The 18,754-nt window shown below is 62.4% G+C and carries 13 protein-coding genes and 1 pseudogene; 12 read left to right on the forward strand and 2 right to left on the reverse strand.

The features are described 5' to 3' along the window. From ADK28_RS22330 to baeR, 6 genes and pseudogenes are all read left to right on the forward strand, one after another. Positions 1–978 (forward strand): MdtA/MuxA family multidrug efflux RND transporter periplasmic adaptor subunit (locus tag ADK28_RS22330; protein WP_048796700.1); only part of this gene is annotated, 978 nt, incomplete at its 5' end. After that, positions 978–4,097, forward strand: a complete 3,120-nt coding sequence (locus ADK28_RS22335; RefSeq protein ID WP_048796701.1) for an MdtB/MuxB family multidrug efflux RND transporter permease subunit — start codon at positions 978–980, stop codon at positions 4,095–4,097. The genes ADK28_RS22330 and ADK28_RS22335, both read left to right, overlap by 1 nt. Beyond that, positions 4,094–7,170, forward strand: a pseudogene (mdtC, locus tag ADK28_RS22340) (multidrug efflux RND transporter permease subunit MdtC). Before ADK28_RS22335 ends, mdtC begins: the two are co-directional and overlap by 4 nt. A gap of 10 nt (positions 7,171–7,180) precedes the next feature. Then, positions 7,181–8,611, forward strand: a complete 1,431-nt coding sequence (mdtD, locus tag ADK28_RS22345; RefSeq protein ID WP_048796702.1) for a multidrug transporter subunit MdtD — start codon at positions 7,181–7,183, stop codon at positions 8,609–8,611. Then, positions 8,608–9,990, forward strand: coding sequence for a two-component system sensor histidine kinase BaeS (gene baeS / locus ADK28_RS22350; protein WP_048796703.1), 1,383 nt, complete (start codon positions 8,608–8,610; stop codon positions 9,988–9,990). Before mdtD ends, baeS begins: the two co-directional genes overlap by 4 nt. Further along, positions 9,990–10,706 (forward strand): two-component system response regulator BaeR, encoded by a 717-nt coding sequence (baeR, locus tag ADK28_RS22355; protein ID WP_004941568.1) that lies wholly within the window; start codon positions 9,990–9,992, stop codon positions 10,704–10,706. Before baeS ends, baeR begins: the two co-directional genes overlap by 1 nt. Before the next feature lie 6 nt (positions 10,707–10,712). Here baeR and ADK28_RS22360 read toward each other — a convergent pair whose 3' ends face one another. Further along, complete coding sequence (locus ADK28_RS22360) at positions 10,713–11,102, reverse strand: type II toxin-antitoxin system VapC family toxin (RefSeq protein ID WP_048796704.1); 390 nt, start codon at positions 11,100–11,102, stop codon at positions 10,713–10,715. A 3-nt stretch (positions 11,103–11,105) separates the two neighbouring features. Beyond that, on the reverse strand, positions 11,106–11,369 hold the full coding sequence (locus tag ADK28_RS22365) for an antitoxin (RefSeq protein WP_004941563.1): 264 nt from the start codon (positions 11,367–11,369) through the stop codon (positions 11,106–11,108). A 338-nt stretch (positions 11,370–11,707) separates the two neighbouring features. Here ADK28_RS22365 and ADK28_RS22370 point away from each other — a divergent pair, with 338 nt between their 5' ends. The 6 genes from ADK28_RS22370 (at position 11,708) to ADK28_RS22395 (ending at position 18,736) form a co-directional block, all read left to right on the forward strand. Further along, positions 11,708–12,046, forward strand: coding sequence for a YegP family protein (locus ADK28_RS22370; protein ID WP_016926703.1), 339 nt, complete (start codon positions 11,708–11,710; stop codon positions 12,044–12,046). Between the two features lie 178 nt (positions 12,047–12,224). Next, positions 12,225–13,577 (forward strand): tRNA 5-hydroxyuridine modification protein YegQ, encoded by a 1,353-nt coding sequence (yegQ, locus tag ADK28_RS22375; RefSeq protein ID WP_028127781.1) that lies wholly within the window; start codon positions 12,225–12,227, stop codon positions 13,575–13,577. A gap of 467 nt (positions 13,578–14,044) precedes the next feature. Next, entirely contained in the window at positions 14,045–14,950 is a 906-nt protein-coding gene (gene yegS / locus ADK28_RS22380) for a lipid kinase YegS (protein WP_016926701.1), read from the forward strand. 168 nt (positions 14,951–15,118) lie between these two features. After that, on the forward strand, positions 15,119–16,333 hold the full coding sequence (manD, locus tag ADK28_RS22385; protein ID WP_016926700.1) for a D-mannonate dehydratase ManD: 1,215 nt from the start codon (positions 15,119–15,121) through the stop codon (positions 16,331–16,333). Positions 16,334–16,338: 5 nt separating this feature from the next. Next, a complete protein-coding gene (locus ADK28_RS22390) occupies positions 16,339–17,355 on the forward strand; it encodes a Zn-dependent oxidoreductase (RefSeq protein ID WP_161802728.1) in 1,017 nt (338 codons plus the stop codon). A gap of 91 nt (positions 17,356–17,446) precedes the next feature. Beyond that, positions 17,447–18,736 (forward strand): MFS transporter, encoded by a 1,290-nt coding sequence (locus ADK28_RS22395; protein WP_048796706.1) that lies wholly within the window; start codon positions 17,447–17,449, stop codon positions 18,734–18,736. Positions 18,737–18,754: the final 18 nt, after the last annotated feature.

An 18,754-nucleotide genomic window follows, 5' to 3' on the forward strand; every position in this document is an offset into this window, starting at 1 on the left:
ACCGTGACCGTCACCAGCCGGGTCGATGGCCAACTGATGGCGATCCACTTTACCGAAGGCCAGCAGGTCAAAGCCGGCGATCTGCTGGCGGAGATCGATCCCCGGCCGTTCCAGGTGCAACTGACCCAGGCTCAGGGGCAGTTGGCAAAAGATCAGGCCACGCTGGCCAACGCCCGGCGCGATCTGGCGCGCTATCAGCAGTTGGTGAAAACCAATCTGGTTTCCCGTCAGGAGCTGGATACGCAGGCCTCGCTGGTGCAGCAGACCGAAGGCGCGATCAAGGCCGATCAGGGCGCGGTCGACAGCGCCAAACTGCAGATCACCTACAGCCGCATCACTGCGCCAATCGACGGCCGCGTCGGCCTGAAACTGGTCGACGTCGGCAACTATGTCACCAGCGGCAGCGCCACCGGTCTGGTGGTGATCACGCAGACGCACCCGATCGACGTAGTGTTCACGCTGCCTGAAGGCAACATCGCCGATCTGCTCAAGGCGCAAAAAGCCGGGCCGGTGAGCGTCGAAGCCTGGGATCGCACCAACCAGAACAAGCTGACGACCGGTTCGCTGCTGAGCCTGGACAACCAAATTGATACCGCCACCGGCACCATCAAGCTGAAAGCGCGTTTCGCCAACGAAGATGACGCGCTGTTCCCCAACCAGTTCGTCAACGCGCGGCTGCAGGTGGATACCCTGCACGACGCGGTGGTGATCCCGACCGCCGCGCTGCAGATGGGCAACGAGGGCAACTTCGTCTGGACGCTCGGCGAAGACAACAAGGTCAGCAAACATCGGGTCACCGCCGGCGTGCAGGACAGCCGGCAGGTGGTGATCAGCGCCGGCCTCAACGCCGGCGATCGGGTGGTGACCGACGGCATCGATCGCCTGACCGAAGGCATGCAGGTGGAAGTGCTCGCGCCGAGCGAAGCGCCGGCGGCGGCCAACGCCAAGCGCGAACCTGACGTTCAGAGGAAGTCCTGATGCAGGTGATGCCTCCCAACGCCGGCGGCGGTCCGTCCCGCCTGTTTATTCTGCGCCCGGTCGCCACCACGCTGCTGATGGTGGCGATATTGCTGGCGGGGATTATCGGCTATCGCGCGCTGCCGGTGTCCGCCCTGCCGGAGGTGGATTACCCCACCATCCAGGTGGTGACGCTATACCCCGGCGCCAGCCCGGACGTGGTGACCTCCGCCATTACCGCGCCGCTGGAACGCCAGTTCGGCCAGATGTCCGGCCTGAAGCAAATGGCGTCGCAAAGCGCCGGCGGCGCCTCGGTGGTGACGCTGCAGTTCCAGCTGGCGCTGCCGCTCGACGTCGCGGAGCAGGAAGTGCAGGCGGCGATCAACGCCGCCACCAACCTGCTGCCGAACGATCTGCCCTACCCGCCGATCTACAGCAAGGTTAACCCCGCCGATCCGCCGATCCTGACGCTGGCCGTGACCTCCACCGCCATGCCGATGACGCAGGTGGAAGACATGGTGGAAACCCGCGTGGCGCAAAAAATTTCTCAGGTGACCGGCGTCGGCCTGGTGACCCTGGCCGGCGGCCAACGCCCGGCGGTGCGCGTAAAATTGAACGCCGCGGCGGTCGCCGCCTATGGCCTGGACAGTGAAACCATCCGCGCCGCCATCAGCAACGCCAACGTCAACTCGGCGAAAGGCAGCCTTGACGGCCCGACCCGATCGGTCACCCTGTCCGCCAACGACCAAATGAAATCTGCCGATGACTATCGCCAGTTGATCGTCGCCTATCAGAACGGCGCGGCGATCCGCCTGCAGGATATCGCCACCATCGAACAAGGGGCGGAAAACACCCGGCTGGCGGCCTGGGCCAACCAGCAGCAGGCGATCGTGCTGAACATCCAACGCCAGCCCGGCGTCAACGTCATCACCACCGCCGACAGCATCCGCGAAATGCTGCCGACGCTGATTAAAAGCCTGCCCAAGTCGGTCGACGTCAAGGTGCTGACCGATCGCACCACCACCATCCGCGCCTCGGTCAGCGACGTGCAGTTCGAGCTGCTGCTGGCAGTCGCGCTGGTGGTGATGGTGATCTACGTGTTCCTGCGCAACGTGCCGGCGACCATTATCCCCAGCGTGGCGGTGCCGCTGTCGCTGGTGGGCACCTTCGCCGCCATGTACTTCCTCGGCTTCTCCATCAACAACCTGACGCTGATGGCGCTGACCATCGCCACCGGCTTCGTGGTGGACGACGCCATCGTGGTGATCGAGAACATCTCGCGCTACATCGAGAAAGGGGAAAAACCGCTCGACGCCGCGCTGAAAGGGGCCGGCGAGATCGGCTTCACCATCATCTCGCTGACCTTCTCGCTGGTGGCGGTGCTGATCCCGCTGCTGTTCATGGGCGACATCGTCGGCCGCCTGTTCCGCGAGTTCGCCGTCACGCTGGCGGTGGCGATTTTGATCTCCGCCGTGGTGTCGCTGACGCTGACGCCGATGATGTGCGCGCGCATGCTCAGCCACGAATCGCTGCGCAAGCAGAACCGTTTTTCCGCCGCCTCCGAACGCTTTTTCGAGCGGGTGATCGCGCGATACGGCCAGTGGCTGAAAACGGTGCTTAACCATCCCTGGCTGACGCTCGGCGTGGCCGTGGGCACCCTGGCGCTGACGGTATTGCTGTATCTGCTGATCCCGAAAGGTTTCTTCCCGGTGCAGGACAACGGCATCATTCAGGGCACGCTGGAAGCGCCGCAGAGCGTCTCGTTCAGCAACATGGCCGAGCGCCAGCAGCAGGTCGCAGCGCAGATCCTCAAGGATCCGGCGGTGGAAAGCCTGACCTCGTTCGTCGGCGTCGACGGCAGCAACGCCACGCTCAACAGCGGCCGGCTGCAGATCAACCTGAAGCCGCTGAGCGAACGCAGCGACCGCATTCCGGCGATCATCAGCCGCCTGCAGCAGCAAACGGCGCGGTTTCCCGGCGTGAAGCTGTACCTGCAGCCGGTGCAGGATCTGACCATCGATACCCAGGTCAGCCGCACCCAGTACCAGTTCACCCTGCAGGCGATGTCGCTGGACGATCTCAGCCTGTGGGTGCCGCAGCTGATGGATGAGCTGAAACAAACCCCGCAGCTGGCGGACGTCACCAGCGACTGGCAGGATCAGGGGCTGGTGGCCTNCGTCAACGTCGATCGCGATTCGGCCTCCCGCCTCGGCGTCACCATGAGCGACGTGGACAATGCGCTGTACAACGCGTTCGGCCAGCGCCTGATCTCCACCATCTACACCCAGGCCAACCAATACCGTGTGGTGCTGGAGCACGACGTCAGCGCGACACCGGGGTTGGCGGCGCTCAATGAGATCCGTCTGAGCGGCAACGACGGCGCCGTGGTGCCGCTGAGCGCCATCGCCAAAATCGAAGAGCGCTTCGGCCCGCTGTCGGTCAACCATCTCGACCAGTTCCCGTCGGCCACCGTTTCGTTCAACGTCGCCGACGGCTACTCGCTCGGCGAGGCGGTGGACGCGGTCACCCAGGCGGAAAAAAATCTCAACATGCCAAGGGACATCACCACCCAATTCCAGGGGGCGACCCTGGCCTTCCAGGCGGCGCTCGGCAGCACGCTGTGGCTGATTTTGGCGGCGGTGGTGGCGATGTACATCGTGCTGGGCGTGCTGTATGAAAGCTTCATTCATCCGGTCACCATCCTCTCCACCCTGCCGACCGCCGGGGTCGGCGCGCTGCTCGCGCTGATGATGGCCGGCAGCGAGCTGGACGTGATCGCCATCATCGGCATCATCCTGCTGATCGGCATCGTGAAGAAGAACGCCATCATGATGATCGACTTCGCGCTGGCGGCGGAACGCGAGCAGGGCTTATCGCCGCGCGACGCCATCTATCAGGCCTGCCTGCTGCGTTTCCGGCCGATCCTGATGACCACGCTGGCGGCCCTGCTCGGCGCGCTGCCGCTGATGCTGAGCACCGGCGTCGGTGCGGAGCTGCGGCATCCGCTCGGCGTCTGTATGGTCGGCGGTTTGATCATGAGCCAGATCCTGACGCTGTTCACCACGCCGGTGATCTACCTGCTGTTTGACAAACTGGCGCGCAACACGCATCGCCAGCCGGATACGCAGGAGTTGCCGTGAGATTCTTCGCCCTGTTCATTCACCGGCCGGTGGCCACCACCCTGCTGACGCTGGCCATCGCCATCAGCGGCGCGATCGGCTTTCGCCTGCTGCCGGTGTCGCCACTGCCGCAGGTGGATTTTCCGGTGATTTCGATCAGCGCGTCGCTGCCGGGCGCCTCGCCGGAAACCATGGCGTCCTCGGTGGCGACGCCGCTGGAGCGCGCGCTGGGCCGCATCGCCGGGGTTAACGAAATGACGTCGATGAGCTCGCTCGGCAGTACCCGGGTCATTTTGCAGTTCGATCTCGATCGCGACATCAACGGCGCCGCGCGCGACGTGCAGGCGGCGATTAACGCCGCGCAAAGCCTGCTGCCGACCGGCATGCCGAGCCGCCCCAGCTACCGCAAGGTCAACCCTTCCGACGCGCCGATCATGATCCTGACGCTGACCTCGGACACCTACAGCCAGGGGCAGCTTTACGATTTCGCCTCCACCCAGCTGGCGCAGAAGATCAGCCAGACTGAGGGCGTCGGCGACGTTTCCGTCGGCGGCAGCTCGCTGCCGGCGGTGCGGGTGGAGCTGAACCCTTCGGCGCTGTTCAATCAGGGCGTGTCGCTGGACACCGTACGGCAGGCCATCGCCAACGCCAACGTGCGCCGCCCGCAGGGCGCCGTGGAAAACCCACAGCAGCGCTGGCAGATCCAGGCCAACGACGCGCTGAAAACCGCCGACGCGTACCGCCCGCTGATCGTTCATTACAACAACGGCTCGGCGGTGCGTTTAGCCGACGTGGCCGAGGTCAAAGACTCGGTGCAAGACGTGCGCAACGCCGGGATGACCGACGCTAAACCGGCGATCATTCTGGCCATCAGCCGCGCGCCGGACGCCAACATCATCGAAACCGTCGATCGCATTCGCGCCGAGCTGCCCGCCCTGCAGGAGAATATCCCGGCCTCGATTCAACTCAACGTCGCGCAGGATCGTTCGCCGACCATCCGCGCGTCGCTGGCCGAGGTGGAACAGTCGCTGGCGATCGCCATCGGGCTGGTGATCCTGGTGGTGTTCATCTTCCTGCGCTCCGGGCGCGCCACGCTGATCCCGGCGGTCGCCGTACCGGTGTCGCTGATCGGCTCGTTCGCCGCCATGTATCTGTGCGGGTTCAGCCTCAACAACCTGTCGCTGATGGCGCTGACCATCGCCACCGGCTTTGTGGTGGACGACGCCATCGTAGTGCTGGAAAACATTTCCCGCCACGTCGAGGCCGGCATGAAACCGATCAACGCCGCGCTGCTGGGCGCGCGGGAGGTCGGTTTCACCGTGCTGTCGATGAGCGTTTCGCTGGTGGCGGTGTTTATCCCGCTGCTGCTGATGGAAGGCCTGCCCGGCCGGCTATTCCGCGAGTTCGCCGTCACCCTGTCGGTGTCGATCGGGCTGTCGCTGATCGTCTCGCTGACGCTCACGCCGATGATGTGCNCCTGCTGCGCCACCAGCCGCCGCGTTCGCAGCGGCGGGCGCGCGGCTTCGGCAAAATGCTGCTGGCGCTGCAGCAGGGCTACGGGCGCTCGCTGAACTGGGTGCTCGGCCACTCGCGCTGGGTGCTGGCGGTGTTCCTCGCCACCGTTGCGCTCAACGTCTGGCTGTATATCAGCATCCCGAAAACCTTCTTCCCGGAACAGGATACCGGGCGTCTGATGGGCTTTATTCAGGCCGACCAAAGCATTTCGTTCCAGGCAATGCGCGGCAAACTGGAAGACTTCATGAAAATCGTGCGCGAAGATCCGGACGTGGAAAACGTCACCGGTTTTACCGGCGGTTCGCGCACCAACAGCGGTTCGATGTTCATCTCACTGAAACCCCTGTCGGTACGCAGCGACGACGCGCAGAAAGTGATCGCCCGCCTGCGCGCCCGCCTGGCCAAAGAACCGGGCGCCAGCCTGTTTTTAATGGCGGTGCAGGATATCCGCGTCGGCGGCCGGCAGGCCAACGCCAGCTACCAATATACGTTGCTGGCGGACGATCTCGCCGCGCTGCGCGAATGGGAGCCGAAGATCCGCACCGCGCTGGCCGCATTGCCCGAGCTGGCGGACGTCAACTCGGATCAGCAGGATAAAGGCTCGGAGATGGATCTGGTCTACGATCGCGAAACAATGGCGCGCCTCGGCATTTCGGTGTCCGACGCCAACAACCTGTTGAACAACGCCTTCGGCCAGCGACAGATTTCGACCATCTACCAACCGCTCAACCAATACAAAGTCGTGATGGAAGTGGCGCCGCCCTACACCCAGGACGTGAGCTCGCTGGACAAAATGTTCATCATCAACAACGAAGGCAAAGCGATACCGCTCTCCTACTTCGCCAGTTGGCGGCCAGCCAACGCGCCGCTGTCGGTCAACCATCAGGGGCTGTCCGCCGCCTCGACCGTCTCCTTTAACCTGCCGGACGGCGGCAGCCTGTCGGACGCCACCGCGGCGATAGAGCGCACCATGACTCAGCTCGGCGTGCCGTCCACGGTGCGCGGCGCTTTCGCCGGCACCGCCCAGGTGTTCCAGGACACCCTGAAGTCGCAGTTGATCCTGATCCTGGCGGCGATCGCCACGGTGTATATCGTGCTCGGCGTGCTGTATGAGAGCTATATCCATCCGCTGACCATCCTTTCCACGCTGCCTTCCGCCGGCGTGGGGGCGCTGCTGGCGCTCGAGCTGTTCGGCGCGCCGTTCAGCCTGATCGCGCTGATCGGCATCATGCTGTTGATCGGCATCGTGAAGAAAAACGCCATCATGATGGTCGACTTCGCGCTCGAAGCGCAGCGCAACGGCGGCATCAGCGCCCGCGAGGCGATTTTCCAGGCCAGCCTGCTGCGTTTCCGGCCGATCATGATGACCACGCTGGCGGCGTTGTTCGGCGCGCTGCCGTTGGTGCTGACCAGCGGCGACGGCGCGGAGCTGCGCCAGCCGCTCGGCATCACCATCGCCGGCGGCCTGGTGATGAGCCAGCTGCTGACGCTGTACACCACCCCGGTGGTCTACCTTTACTTCGACCGGCTGCAGGCGAAGTTCCGCCGCAACAAGCAACTGGCTCCGCTGCCCCATTAATGGCCGACTGATGCTGATGAAACACGCCGCCACGGTACGCTGGCAACTCTGGATAGTGGCATTCGGCTTCTTTATGCAGACGCTGGATACCACTATCGTCAACACCGCCCTGCCCTCAATGGCCGCCAGCCTGGGGGAGAACCCGCTGCGCATGCAGTCGGTGATCGTCTCCTATGTGCTGACGGTGGCGGTGACGCTGCCGGCCAGCGGCTGGCTGGCGGACAAAGTCGGCGTACAGCGGGTGTTTTTCAGCGCCATCGTGCTGTTCACCCTCGGCTCCCTCCTCTGCGCCCGTTCGGAAACCCTGAACGAGCTGATCGCCTCGCGCGTGCTTCAGGGCGTCGGCGGCGCGATGATGGTGCCGGTCGGGCGCCTGACGGTGATGAAGATCGTGCCGCGCGAGCAGTACATGGCGGCGATGACCTTCGTGACGCTGCCGGGCCAGATCGGCCCGCTGATGGGGCCGGCGCTGGGCGGTTTCCTGGTGCAATACGCCAGCTGGCACTGGATTTTCCTGATCAATATTCCGGTGGGCATCGTGGGCGCCATCGCCACGCTGCTGCTGATGCCCAACTACCAAATGCAGACCCGCCGCTTCGATCTCAGCGGCTTTATCCTGCTGGCGATCGGCATGGCGTCGCTGACGCTGGCGCTCGACGGCCATAAAGGCATGGGGCTGTCCGGCGGCGCCATCGCCGGCCTGGTGGCGCTGGGCGCAGCGGCGCTGTTGGGGTATGTTTGGCATGCCTACGGCAATAGCCGCGCCCTGTTCTCGCTGCGGCTGCTTCGCACCCCGACCTACAAAATCGGGCTGCTGGCCAGCCTGCTGGGGCGCATCGGCAGCGGCATGCTGCCGTTCATGACGCCGCTGTTCCTGCAGGTGGGCATGGGTTTCACGCCGTTCCACGCCGGGCTGATGATGATCCCGATGATCATCGGCAGCATGGGCATGAAGCGCATCGTGGTGCAGGTAGTCAACCGCTTTGGCTACCGCAACGTGCTGGTGGCCGCCACGCTGCTGCTGGCGCTGGTCGGCCTGAGCTTCCTGCTGACGGCGATGCTCGGCTGGCTGTGGCTGCTGCCGGTGGTGCTGTTCTTCCAGGGGATGATCAACTCACTGCGCTTCTCGGCGATGAACACTCTGACGCTGAAAGATCTGCCGGACCGGCTGGCCAGCAGCGGCAACAGCCTGCTGTCGATGGTCATGCAGCTGTCGATGAGCCTCGGCGTCAGCGTCGCCGGCATCTTGATCGGCAGCTTCGCCCATCACCAGGTGGTGGCCGATAGCCCGGCCATCCACAGCGCATTCATTTACAGCTACTGCTGTATGGCGTTGATTATCGCTCTGCCCGCGCTCGCCTTCGCGCGCGTGCCGGCCGATAGCGCGCCCAACCGCACGCTGACCAAAGAGCCGGGTACCGGCTCAACGAGGTTGCAATGAGGATAGGCATTACCGGAAAACTGTTCCTGGCCATTTTCGCTACCTGCATGCTGGTGTTGATCACCATGCATTGGGGGGTGCGTGTCAGCTTTGAGCGCGGCTTTATCGATTACATCAAGAGCAGCAACGAGCAGCGCATCAACATGCTGAGCGAAGCGCTGGAGGAACAGTACAGCCATCATGGCAACTGGATATTCCTGCGCAACAACGATCAGGTGGTCTACCAAATCATGCGTTCGTTCGAGCAGAATAGCGACAGCAGCCACAATCTGCCGCCCAAGGGGTGGCGCACCCAGTTTTGGGTGGTGGACAGCCAGTTCAATCGGCTGGTCGGGCATTCCGGCCCGTTGCCGAAGGAAGGGCCTCGCCACCCGATCCGCTACAACAACGAGATCGTCGGCTGGGTGCTCACCACCCCGGTCGAGCGCCTGACGCGCAATACCGACATCAACTTCGATCGCCAGCAGCGGCGCACCAGCTGGATTATCGTCGCGCTCTCCACCCTGTTGGCGGCGGCGGTGACCTGGCTGCTGTCGCGCGGCATGCTGGCCCCGGTCAAGCGCCTGGTGGCGGGCACCCACCGCCTGGCGGCCGGCGATTTCACCACCCGCGTGGCGGTCAGCAGCCAGGATGAACTGGGCAGGCTGGCGCACGACTTCAATCAGTTGGCCACCTCGCTGGAAAAAAACGAGCAGATGCGTCGCGCCTTTATGGCCGACGTGTCGCACGAGCTGCGCACGCCGCTGGCGGTGCTGCGCGGCGAGCTGGAGGCGCTGCAGGACGGCGTGCGCCAGCCGACGCCGGCGTCGCTCAGCTCGCTGCAGGCCGAGGTATCCACCCTGACCAAACTGGTCGACGATCTGCACCAGCTGTCGCTCTCCGATCTCGGCGCGCTGGCCTATCGCAAGGCGTCGGTGGACTGCGTGCACCTGGTGCAGATCGCCGTCGCCGCCTTCCGCGAACGCTTCCGCGCCAAAGGGCTGGAGATCGTCACCCATCTGCCGACGCAGGCGCCGCTGTTCGGCGATCCCGATCGCCTGAACCAACTGTTCAATAACCTGCTGGAAAACAGCCTGCGTTACACCGACGCCGGCGGCCGGTTGGAGATCGGCGTCGAGCAGCAGCCGGGGCGGCTGCTCCTTTACTGGCAGGACAGCGCGCCGGGCATCAGCGATCAGCAACTGACGCGCATTTTCGAACGTTTCTACCGGGCGGAAGGTTCACGCAACCGCGCCAGCGGCGGTTCCGGGCTGGGGTTGGCGATCTGCCACAACATCGTGGAAGCGCACGACGGGAAAATCCGCGCCGAGCATTCGCCTTTAGGCGGCGTGCGCATTACAGTAGAATTTGCTACCCCGATAAAAAATAAGGCGCCCTGATGGACATTCAGAATCAACCCGTGCAGATCATGATTGTTGAAGATGAGCCCAAGCTGGGCCAGCTGCTGGTGGATTATCTCCAGGCGGCGGGCTACGCCACCCGCTGGCTGACCAACGGCAATGAGGTGGTGCCGACCGTGCACCAGCATCCGCCGGCGCTGATCTTGCTCGACCTGATGTTGCCGGGGGCCGACGGCCTGACGGTGTGCCGCGAGCTGCGCCGCTTCAGCGACGTGCCCATCGTGATGGTGACGGCGAAAATCGAAGAGATTGACCGCCTGTTGGGATTGGAGATCGGTGCCGACGATTACATCTGCAAACCCTACAGCCCGCGCGAAGTGGTGGCGCGGGTGAAAACCATCCTACGCCGCAGCTATCGGCCGCAGGAGAACGCGCGGGAAGATGACCTGCTGCACATCGATGAACCGCGCTTCCAGGCCAGCTATCAGGGGCAGTTATTGGATCTGACGCCGGCGGAGTTCCGCCTGCTGAAAACGCTGGCCAGCCAGCCGGGCAACGTGTTTTCACGCGAGCAGCTGCTGAACAACCTGTACGACGACTACCGGGTGGTCACCGACCGCACCATCGACAGCCACATCAAAAACCTGCGCCGCAAACTGGAACTGATCGACGGGGAAAAATCCTTCATCCGCTCGGTATACGGCGTGGGCTACCGCTGGGAAGCCGAGCCCTGCCGGCTGATGAATGGGGTTTAGGGGAAATCAGCGCGTCCAGTCTTCAACCGCCAACCCGGGCACCATGGCGAATGCGCGATCGTTGGTCACCAGCGTCGCGCCACGGCTCTGCGCGTGAGCGGCGATCAGTTGATCCATCGCGCCCATGATTTTGCCCTTCCTCTCCATGGTTGCCCGCATTTCACCGTAGCAACGGGCGGCCTCGCTATCCCATGCATAGACCGTCACGGCAGCAAGAAAGGCCTCGACCATGCTTTGCAACGCCTTGTTCCGCCGTTTAGCCACACCGCAAAGCAGTTCCGCCTCCGTGACGCTGGAAATACATACGGCAGAAGGCGGGAGCTTTTCCATGACGTTAAGCACCTGCGGATGCTGCCGAAACAAGTGGCTGACGGTGTTGGTATCAAACATGTACATCGCCTACTCTTCCTCTGAGAACGGATCGCGGTCTGCCACCCCTTGCTGACGATCTTCCGCGCCAAGAAATTCTTGCGGCACCGGCGTTTGGGCGATAATGCTCAGCAGCGGTGCCCAGCTGTCCGGCTTTGCCGGATATTTGGATAAAATCACGTTGCCCTCCCGATCGCGACGGATATAGACACGATCCGTATCAAATTCAAATTCCACCGGTAACCTCACCGCCTGATTTCTGCCGTTTTTAAACAGCTTTGCGATTCTTTCCATCTTGACACCTCCACAGCAGGCATAGGCCAAAGCATATGCCTGTAGCGTGTCGATGCCAAGATATGTCGCTCATTTTTCATCCACATTGACGAAACGGCCAAACAGTAACGCACGATCTCACGGGGTGAAACCCTGCTCCCCTTGTTATGCGGCGCACTGCGCAATCGCCGCCCGCTCCCTTAGCTTCCCGTGCGGCGCTGTGCTTCTCGGACGAAAACTCCGCGCCGGCGCAAAAAAACTGCGCATTTTTTCGACTAAGCTGCTGTGAGGTTTAGCCGCCGATTTTCAAGCGATTGGCTACACTTACATCACGAATCGGAACCTACAGGAGAAGAACCATGGCAATCGGTCATTACGAGCTGAAAAAAGCAAAGAACGGACAGTACCACTTCAACCTGAAAGCCAGTAACGGCGAGATCATTCTGGCCAGCGAGATGTATGCCAGCAAAGCCTCGGCGGAGAACGGCATCGCCTCGGTGCAGACCAATTCACCGCACGAAGCGCAGTACGAACTGAAGCACAGCGCCAGCAATCAGCCCTATTTTGTGCTGAAGGCCAAGAACCATCAGGTGATCGGCGTCAGCGAAATGTACAGCTCCGAAAGCGCGGCCAAAAACGGTATCCAGTCGGTGACGAAAAACGGCCCGACCACCGACATCCGCGATTTGAGCGCCTGATCCCCCGTTTCGCCCGCGCGGTGGCCGCCACCGCGCGTTTTCCGTTTGACCGGGATCAATCTCCCTTGAATAAATCCGGTTAACTGCTGATTTCTTGCCGCGCTGCGGCTACAATCCCCCGCTTTTACTGCGCCATCAGGTGGCGTGGTGCTGACCTGAAATCAGACCGAGACACACTATGTTTACACCGGAACTTCTCTCCCCGGCCGGCACGCTGAAAAATATGCGTTACGCCTTCGCCTACGGCGCCGATGCGGTTTACGCCGGCCAGCCGCGCTACAGCCTGCGGGTGCGCAACAACGAGTTCAACCACGAGAATCTGGCGCAGGGCATCAACGAAGCGCATGCGCTGGGCAAAAAATTCTACGTGGTGGTCAACATCGCCCCGCACAACGCCAAGTTGAAGACCTTCCTGCGCGATCTGAAGCCGGTTATCGATATGGGCCCGGATGCGCTGATCATGTCCGATCCTGGCCTGATCATGATGGTGCGCGAAGCCTTCCCGCAGATGGACATCCACCTGTCGGTGCAGGCCAACGCCGTTAACTGGGCGACGGTGAAGTTCTGGAAGCAAATGGGCCTGACCCGCGTGATCCTGTCGCGCGAACTGTCGCTGGAAGAGATCGCCGAGATCCGCGCCGAAGTGCCGGACATGGAGCTGGAAATCTTCGTCCACGGCGCGCTGTGCATGGCCTACTCCGGCCGCTGCCTGCTGTCCGGCTACATCAACAAGCGCGATCCCAATCAGGGCACCTGCACCAATGCCTGCCGCTGGCAGTACAAAGCGGAGGAAGGCAAAGAGGACGACACCGGCAATATCGTGCACCTGCACGAACCGATCCCGGTGCAAACCGTCGAGCCGACGCTGGGCATCGGCGCGCCCACCGACAAGGTGTTCATGCTGTCTGAAGCGCAAAAGCCAGGCGAATATATGAGCGCCTTCGAGGACGAACACGGCACCTATATCATGAACTCCAAGGATCTGCGCGCCATCCAGCACGTGGAGCGTCTAACGCAGCTCGGCGTGCATTCGCTGAAGATCGAAGGGCGCACCAAGTCCTTCTACTACTGCGCCCGCACCGCTCAGGTCTATCGCCGCGCCATCGACGACGCGGCCGCCGGCAAACCGTTCGATCCGACCCTGCTCACCACGCTGGAAGGCCTGGCGCACCGCGGCTATACCGAAGGCTTCCTGCGCCGCCACGTGCACGAAGCGCAGCAGAATTACGACTACGGCTCCTCGCTCTCCGAGCGCCAGCAGTTCGTCGGCGAATTCACCGGCGTGCGCCGTGATGGCTGGGCGGAAGTCGACGTGAAGAATAAGTTCGCGCTCGGCGACAGCGTCGAAATGATGACACCGGGCGGCAACGTGGTGTTCACCCTCGAGAGCATGAAAAATAAGAAAGGCGAATCGATTGAGGTGGCGCCGGGCAACGGCCATATCGTTTATTTGCCGATCCCGCAGGATATCGATCTCAATTATGCGTTGCTGATCCGCAATTTGGCGGAAGAAAATAGCGCCGGGGCATAAAAATGAATCGCCGTCATTCGGCGGCGATTTTTAGCAAATATTAGAATTGGATCACATCAATGTGCGCGCAGCTTGGTTACTATCACGCTGCTTAAAACGAACAACGAAAATATTTGCATAGCAATACTAGGAACCACCTCCTTAGCCGGCCCAATCTCCCTTGGGCTGGCTTTTTCTTTATGGGTGCGCCTATTTTTTTCCACCACGCCTATTTCCATAACTTATTCCCATTATCCGTTTTAATAATAATAATCACGCCGCTTCGATATATAAATAACGCTACAGCGATTAATCCTCGCTTCTTTAACACTTTGCTTATTTCCGCGTAAAATTCAGATAAATTCGCATTGCTTCATATTCACTGAGCGCCGGGAAATAACCGGAATTAGCTGAATATTCTGATGGCCTGGTGGCGGCAGCTGGTTTATCTTGAGGCATTCTTGGTTTTCCGCCGGAGGATATCGGCAATGCCTCAACACTCACATGCGTCCGCCCTGCTTATCATCAACGGCAAAGGCGCCGGTAACGAAGAGCTGCGTCAGGCGGTCAACCGGCTGCGCGAAGAACAGATAACGTTGCACGTGCGCGTCACCTGGGAGCACGGCGATGCCGCGCGCTATGTCGCGGAAGCCGCACAGCTCGGCGTCGGCACCGTCGTCGCCGGCGGCGGTGACGGCACCATTAACGAAGTGGCCGCCGCGCTGGTGCAGCTGCCGGCGCACAACCGGCCGGCGCTGGGCATCCTGCCGCTCGGCACCGCCAACGACTTCGCCATGGCGTGCAATATCCCTCCGTCCCCCGAACTGGCGCTGCAGCTGGCGATCAAGGGCCGTTCAGTGCCGATCGATCTGGCGAAGGTCAACGGCGAGCGCTACTTCATCAACATGGCCACCGGCGGCTTCGGCACCCGCATCACCACCGAAACGCCGGAGAAGCTGAAGGCGGCGCTGGGCGGCGTGTCCTACTTTGTGCACGGCCTGCTGCGCATGGATACGCTGCAGGCCGACCGCTGTGAAATCCGCGGGCCGGACTTCCGCTGGGCCGGCGAAGCGCTGGTGATCGGCATCGGCAACGGCAAACAGGCCGGCGGCGGCCAGGAACTGTGCCCCAGTGCGCTGATCAACGACGGCCTGCTGCAGCTGCGCCTGCTGATCGCCGATGAACTGCTGCCGGCGCTGGTCGCCGCCCTGTTCAACGACGAAGAGAGCAACAGCATCCTCAGCGCGGCGCTGCCGTGGCTCGAGATCGACGCGCCGCATGAGATGACCTTCAACCTCGACGGCGAACCGCTCAAAGGCCGCCATTTCCGCATCGAAGTGTTGCCGCAGGCCATCGAATGCCGCCTGCCGCCTAACTGCGCCCTGCTGGGCTAACCTTGTCGGGCGCAGCCGCTGCGCCCCGCTTCTTCCCCTCCGTTCATCCGCTTCCACTCGCGATCAAATGTGATCCTCTCCGGCAAATTCATCAATTCATACTTGTATGGTAGTTAGTTCATGGCGTATTTTCGCGCTATCTCTCCGCAGCTACAGGATGTGAAGGTTATGAAAATCGTCAACGCCGAGGTGTTCGTCACCTGCCCGGGGCGCAACTTTGTCACGCTGAAAATCACCACCGATGACGGCATCATCGGCCTCGGTGACGCCACGCTGAACGGGCGCGAATTGCCGGTGGCCTCTTACCTGAAAGATCACCTCTGCCCGCAGTTGATCGGCCGCGACGCGCAGCGGATCGAAGACCTCTGGCAATTCTTCTACAAAGGCGCTTACTGGCGGCGCGGCCCGGTGACCATGTCCGCCATTTCCGCCGTCGACATGGCGCTGTGGGACATCAAGGCCAAGGCCGCCAATATGCCGCTGTATCAGCTGTTGGGCGGCGCCTCGCGCTCGGGAGTGATGGTGTATTGCCACACCACCGGCCATTCGATCGACGAGGTGCTCGACGACTACGCCAAACATAAAGAGCAAGGCTTCAAGGCGATCCGCGTTCAATGCGGCGTGCCGGGCATGAAAACCACTTACGGCATGGCCAAGGGCAAAGGCCAGGCTTATGAGCCGGCCACCAAGGGCGACTGGCCGGAAGAGCAGCTGTGGTCGACGGAAAAATACCTCGATTTCACCCCCAAACTGTTCGACGCAGTGCGCACCAAGTTCGGTTTCAACGAGCACCTGCTGCACGACATGCACCACCGCCTGACGCCGATCGAAGCGGCGCGCTTCGGTAAAAGCGCCGAGCCGTATCGCCTGTTCTGGATGGAAGATCCGACGCCGGCGGAAAATCAGGCCTGTTTCCGCCTGATCCGCCAGCATACCGTCACGCCGATCGCCGTCGGCGAGGTGTTCAACAGCATCTGGGACTGCAAACAGCTGATCGAAGAACAGCTGATCGACTACATCCGTACCACTCTGACGCACGCGGGCGGTATCACCGGCATGCGGCGCATCGCCGACTTCGCCTCACTGTACCAGGTGCGCACCGGTTCACACGGCCCTTCCGATCTGTCGCCGATCTGCATGGCGGCGGCGCTGCACTTCGATTTGTGGGTGCCGAACTTCGGCGTGCAGGAATACATGGGCTATTCCGAGCAAATGCTCGAAGTGTTCCCGCACAGCTGGACGTTCGACGACGGCTATATGCATCCGGGCGACAAGCCGGGCATCGGCATCGAGTTCGATGAGAAGCTGGCGGCCCGTTACCCGTATGAACCGGCCTACCTGCCGGTCGCGCGTCTGGAGGATGGCACCTTATGGAACTGGTAAACACCATGCGCAGCGTCGTGATCGAACAGCCCGGGCGCCTGGCGATCCAGACGCGCGCGCTGCCGCAACCGGCGGCCGGCGAAGTGCGGGTCAAGGTGAAATTCGCCGGCATCTGCGGCTCCGACGTCCATATCTATCACGGCCATAACCCGTTCGCCCGCTACCCGCGGGTGATCGGCCACGAGTTCTTCGGCCTGATCGATGCGCTGGGCGAAGGCGTCGATCCGGCGCGCCTCGGCGAACGCGTCTCGGTAGACCCGGTGGTGAGCTGCGGCCACTGCTATCCCTGTTCGGTCGGCCGCCCCAACGTCTGCACCTCGCTGCAGGTGATCGGCGTGCACTGCGACGGCGGCTTCAGCGACTACGCCTGCGTACCGGCGCGCAATGCCTACCCGGTTCCGCCGGCCATCAGCGATCGCCACGCCGCGATGATCGAACCCTTCAGCATCGCCGCCAACATTACCGCCCATCTGCAACCGCGCCCCGACGACATCGCGCTGATCTACGGCGCCGGGCCGATGGGGCTCACGGTGATCCAGACGCTGAAAGGGGTGTATGGCGTCAAGCAGGTATGGGTCGTCGATCGCATCGCCGAGCGGCTGGACATGGCGCGCGCCAACGGTGCCGACGAAACATTCAACAACGCCGAGGCCGCATTGCCGCAGGCGCTGCAGCAGCGCGGCGTTCAGCCGACGCTGATCGTCGATGCCGCTTGCCACCCCGCCATTTTACCGGAGGCGATCGCGCTGGCTTCGCCGGCGGCGCGCATCGGCATCATGGGCTTTTCCGGCGACGCCTGCACCCTGACCCAGCAGAGCATCACCAGCAAGGAGCTGTCGATCTTCTCTTCGCGCCTGAACAGCGCGCGCTTCCCGCAGGTGATCGCCTGGATGGCGAACGGCAAGCTGGACCCGCAGCGGCTGCTCACCCACTGCGTGCCCGCCGACGACGTCGAACGGGCGATGCAGATGTTCGAGCGGGATCAGCGCACCTGCTGCAAGGTGCTGCTGCAGTTCGAGTAACGCCAAGGCGGCATCGGGGCATGGGGCGGCGCCCGCCGCCCGTGCAAACAACGAAGCATCACGATTAAAACGACACCCAGTGGAGTGCTTTATGTTTAAAAACCTGCGTTGGACCATCGTGTTCCTGCTGTTCATGGTCTACATGATCAACTACCTCGATCGCGTGGCGCTGTCGATCACCGTGCCGATGATCGAACAGGATCTGATGCTGAACGCCGAACAGTTCGGTCTGATCTTCGGCAGCTTCTTCTTCGGCTACGCCATTTTCAACTTCGTCGGCGGGCTGGCGGTCGACCGCTTCGGCCCGACGCTGGTGCTGGGCGTGGCGGTCGGCCTGTGGTCCATCTTCTGCGGCATGACGGCGATCGCCACCGGTTTTTACTCAATGCTGATCCTGCGCGTCCTGTTCGGCATGGCCGAAGGGCCGATCTGCGCCTCGGCCAACAAGATGATTAACGGCTGGTTCCCGAAGAAACAGGCGGCGACCGCCGTGGGCCTGCTCAGCGCCGGTTCGCCGTTGGGCGGCGCGGTGGCCGGGCCGATCGTCGGCTATCTGGCGCTGGCGTTCGGCTGGCGGCCGGCGTTTATGATCATCTGCGCCATCGGCATCGTCTGGATGCTGGTGTGGTTCTTCGTGGTGGCGGATAACCCGGCGAAAAGCCAACGCGTCAGCAACGAAGAACGGGCGCTGATCGCACGGTTGAAACAGGAAAATCTCGGCGAGGAAAGCGCCTTGAGCGACGCTCCGCACGGGCTGGGTTACTACCTGAAGCAGCCGATCATTCTGGTCACCGCCTTCGCCTTCTTCTGCTACAACTACATCCTGTTCTTCTTCCTGAGCTGGTTCCCCTCGTATCTGGTGCAGGCGCACAATCTGAACATCAAAGAGATGAGCCTGACCACGATGATCCCGTGGATCGTCGGCTTCGTCGGGCTGGCGCTCGGCGGCTATATTTCCGACAAGATCTTCAACATCACCGGCAAATTGCTGCTGTCGCGCAAGATCGTGCTGGTCACCAGCCTGCTGGCGGCGGCGGTGTGCGTGGCGTTGGCGGGCACCGTCAGCAGCGTGGTGCCGGCGGTGATGCTGATGTCGGTGTCGATCTTCTTCCTCTACATTACCGGCGCCCTTTACTGGGCGATCATTCAGGACGTGGTGCATAAATCCCGGGTCGGCGGCGCCAGCGGGTTCATTCATTTGATCAGCAGCGTCTCCGGCATAATCGGGCCGATCGCCACCGGCTACATCGTGCAGAACACCGGCAAATTCGACAGCGCCTTTATGCTGGCGGGCGGCGTCGCCGCGCTGGGCGCGCTGCTGGTGCTGCTGGTGATCAAGGCGCCGCGCGCAACGGCGGGCGTGCAAATCTTAAAACCCTAACGCCAGACGGGGCGGCTT

Origin of the sequence: Serratia sp. 506_PEND, from assembly GCF_001076875.1 — a bacterium.
In the GTDB taxonomy this organism is placed as follows: domain Bacteria; phylum Pseudomonadota; class Gammaproteobacteria; order Enterobacterales; family Enterobacteriaceae; genus Serratia; species Serratia marcescens.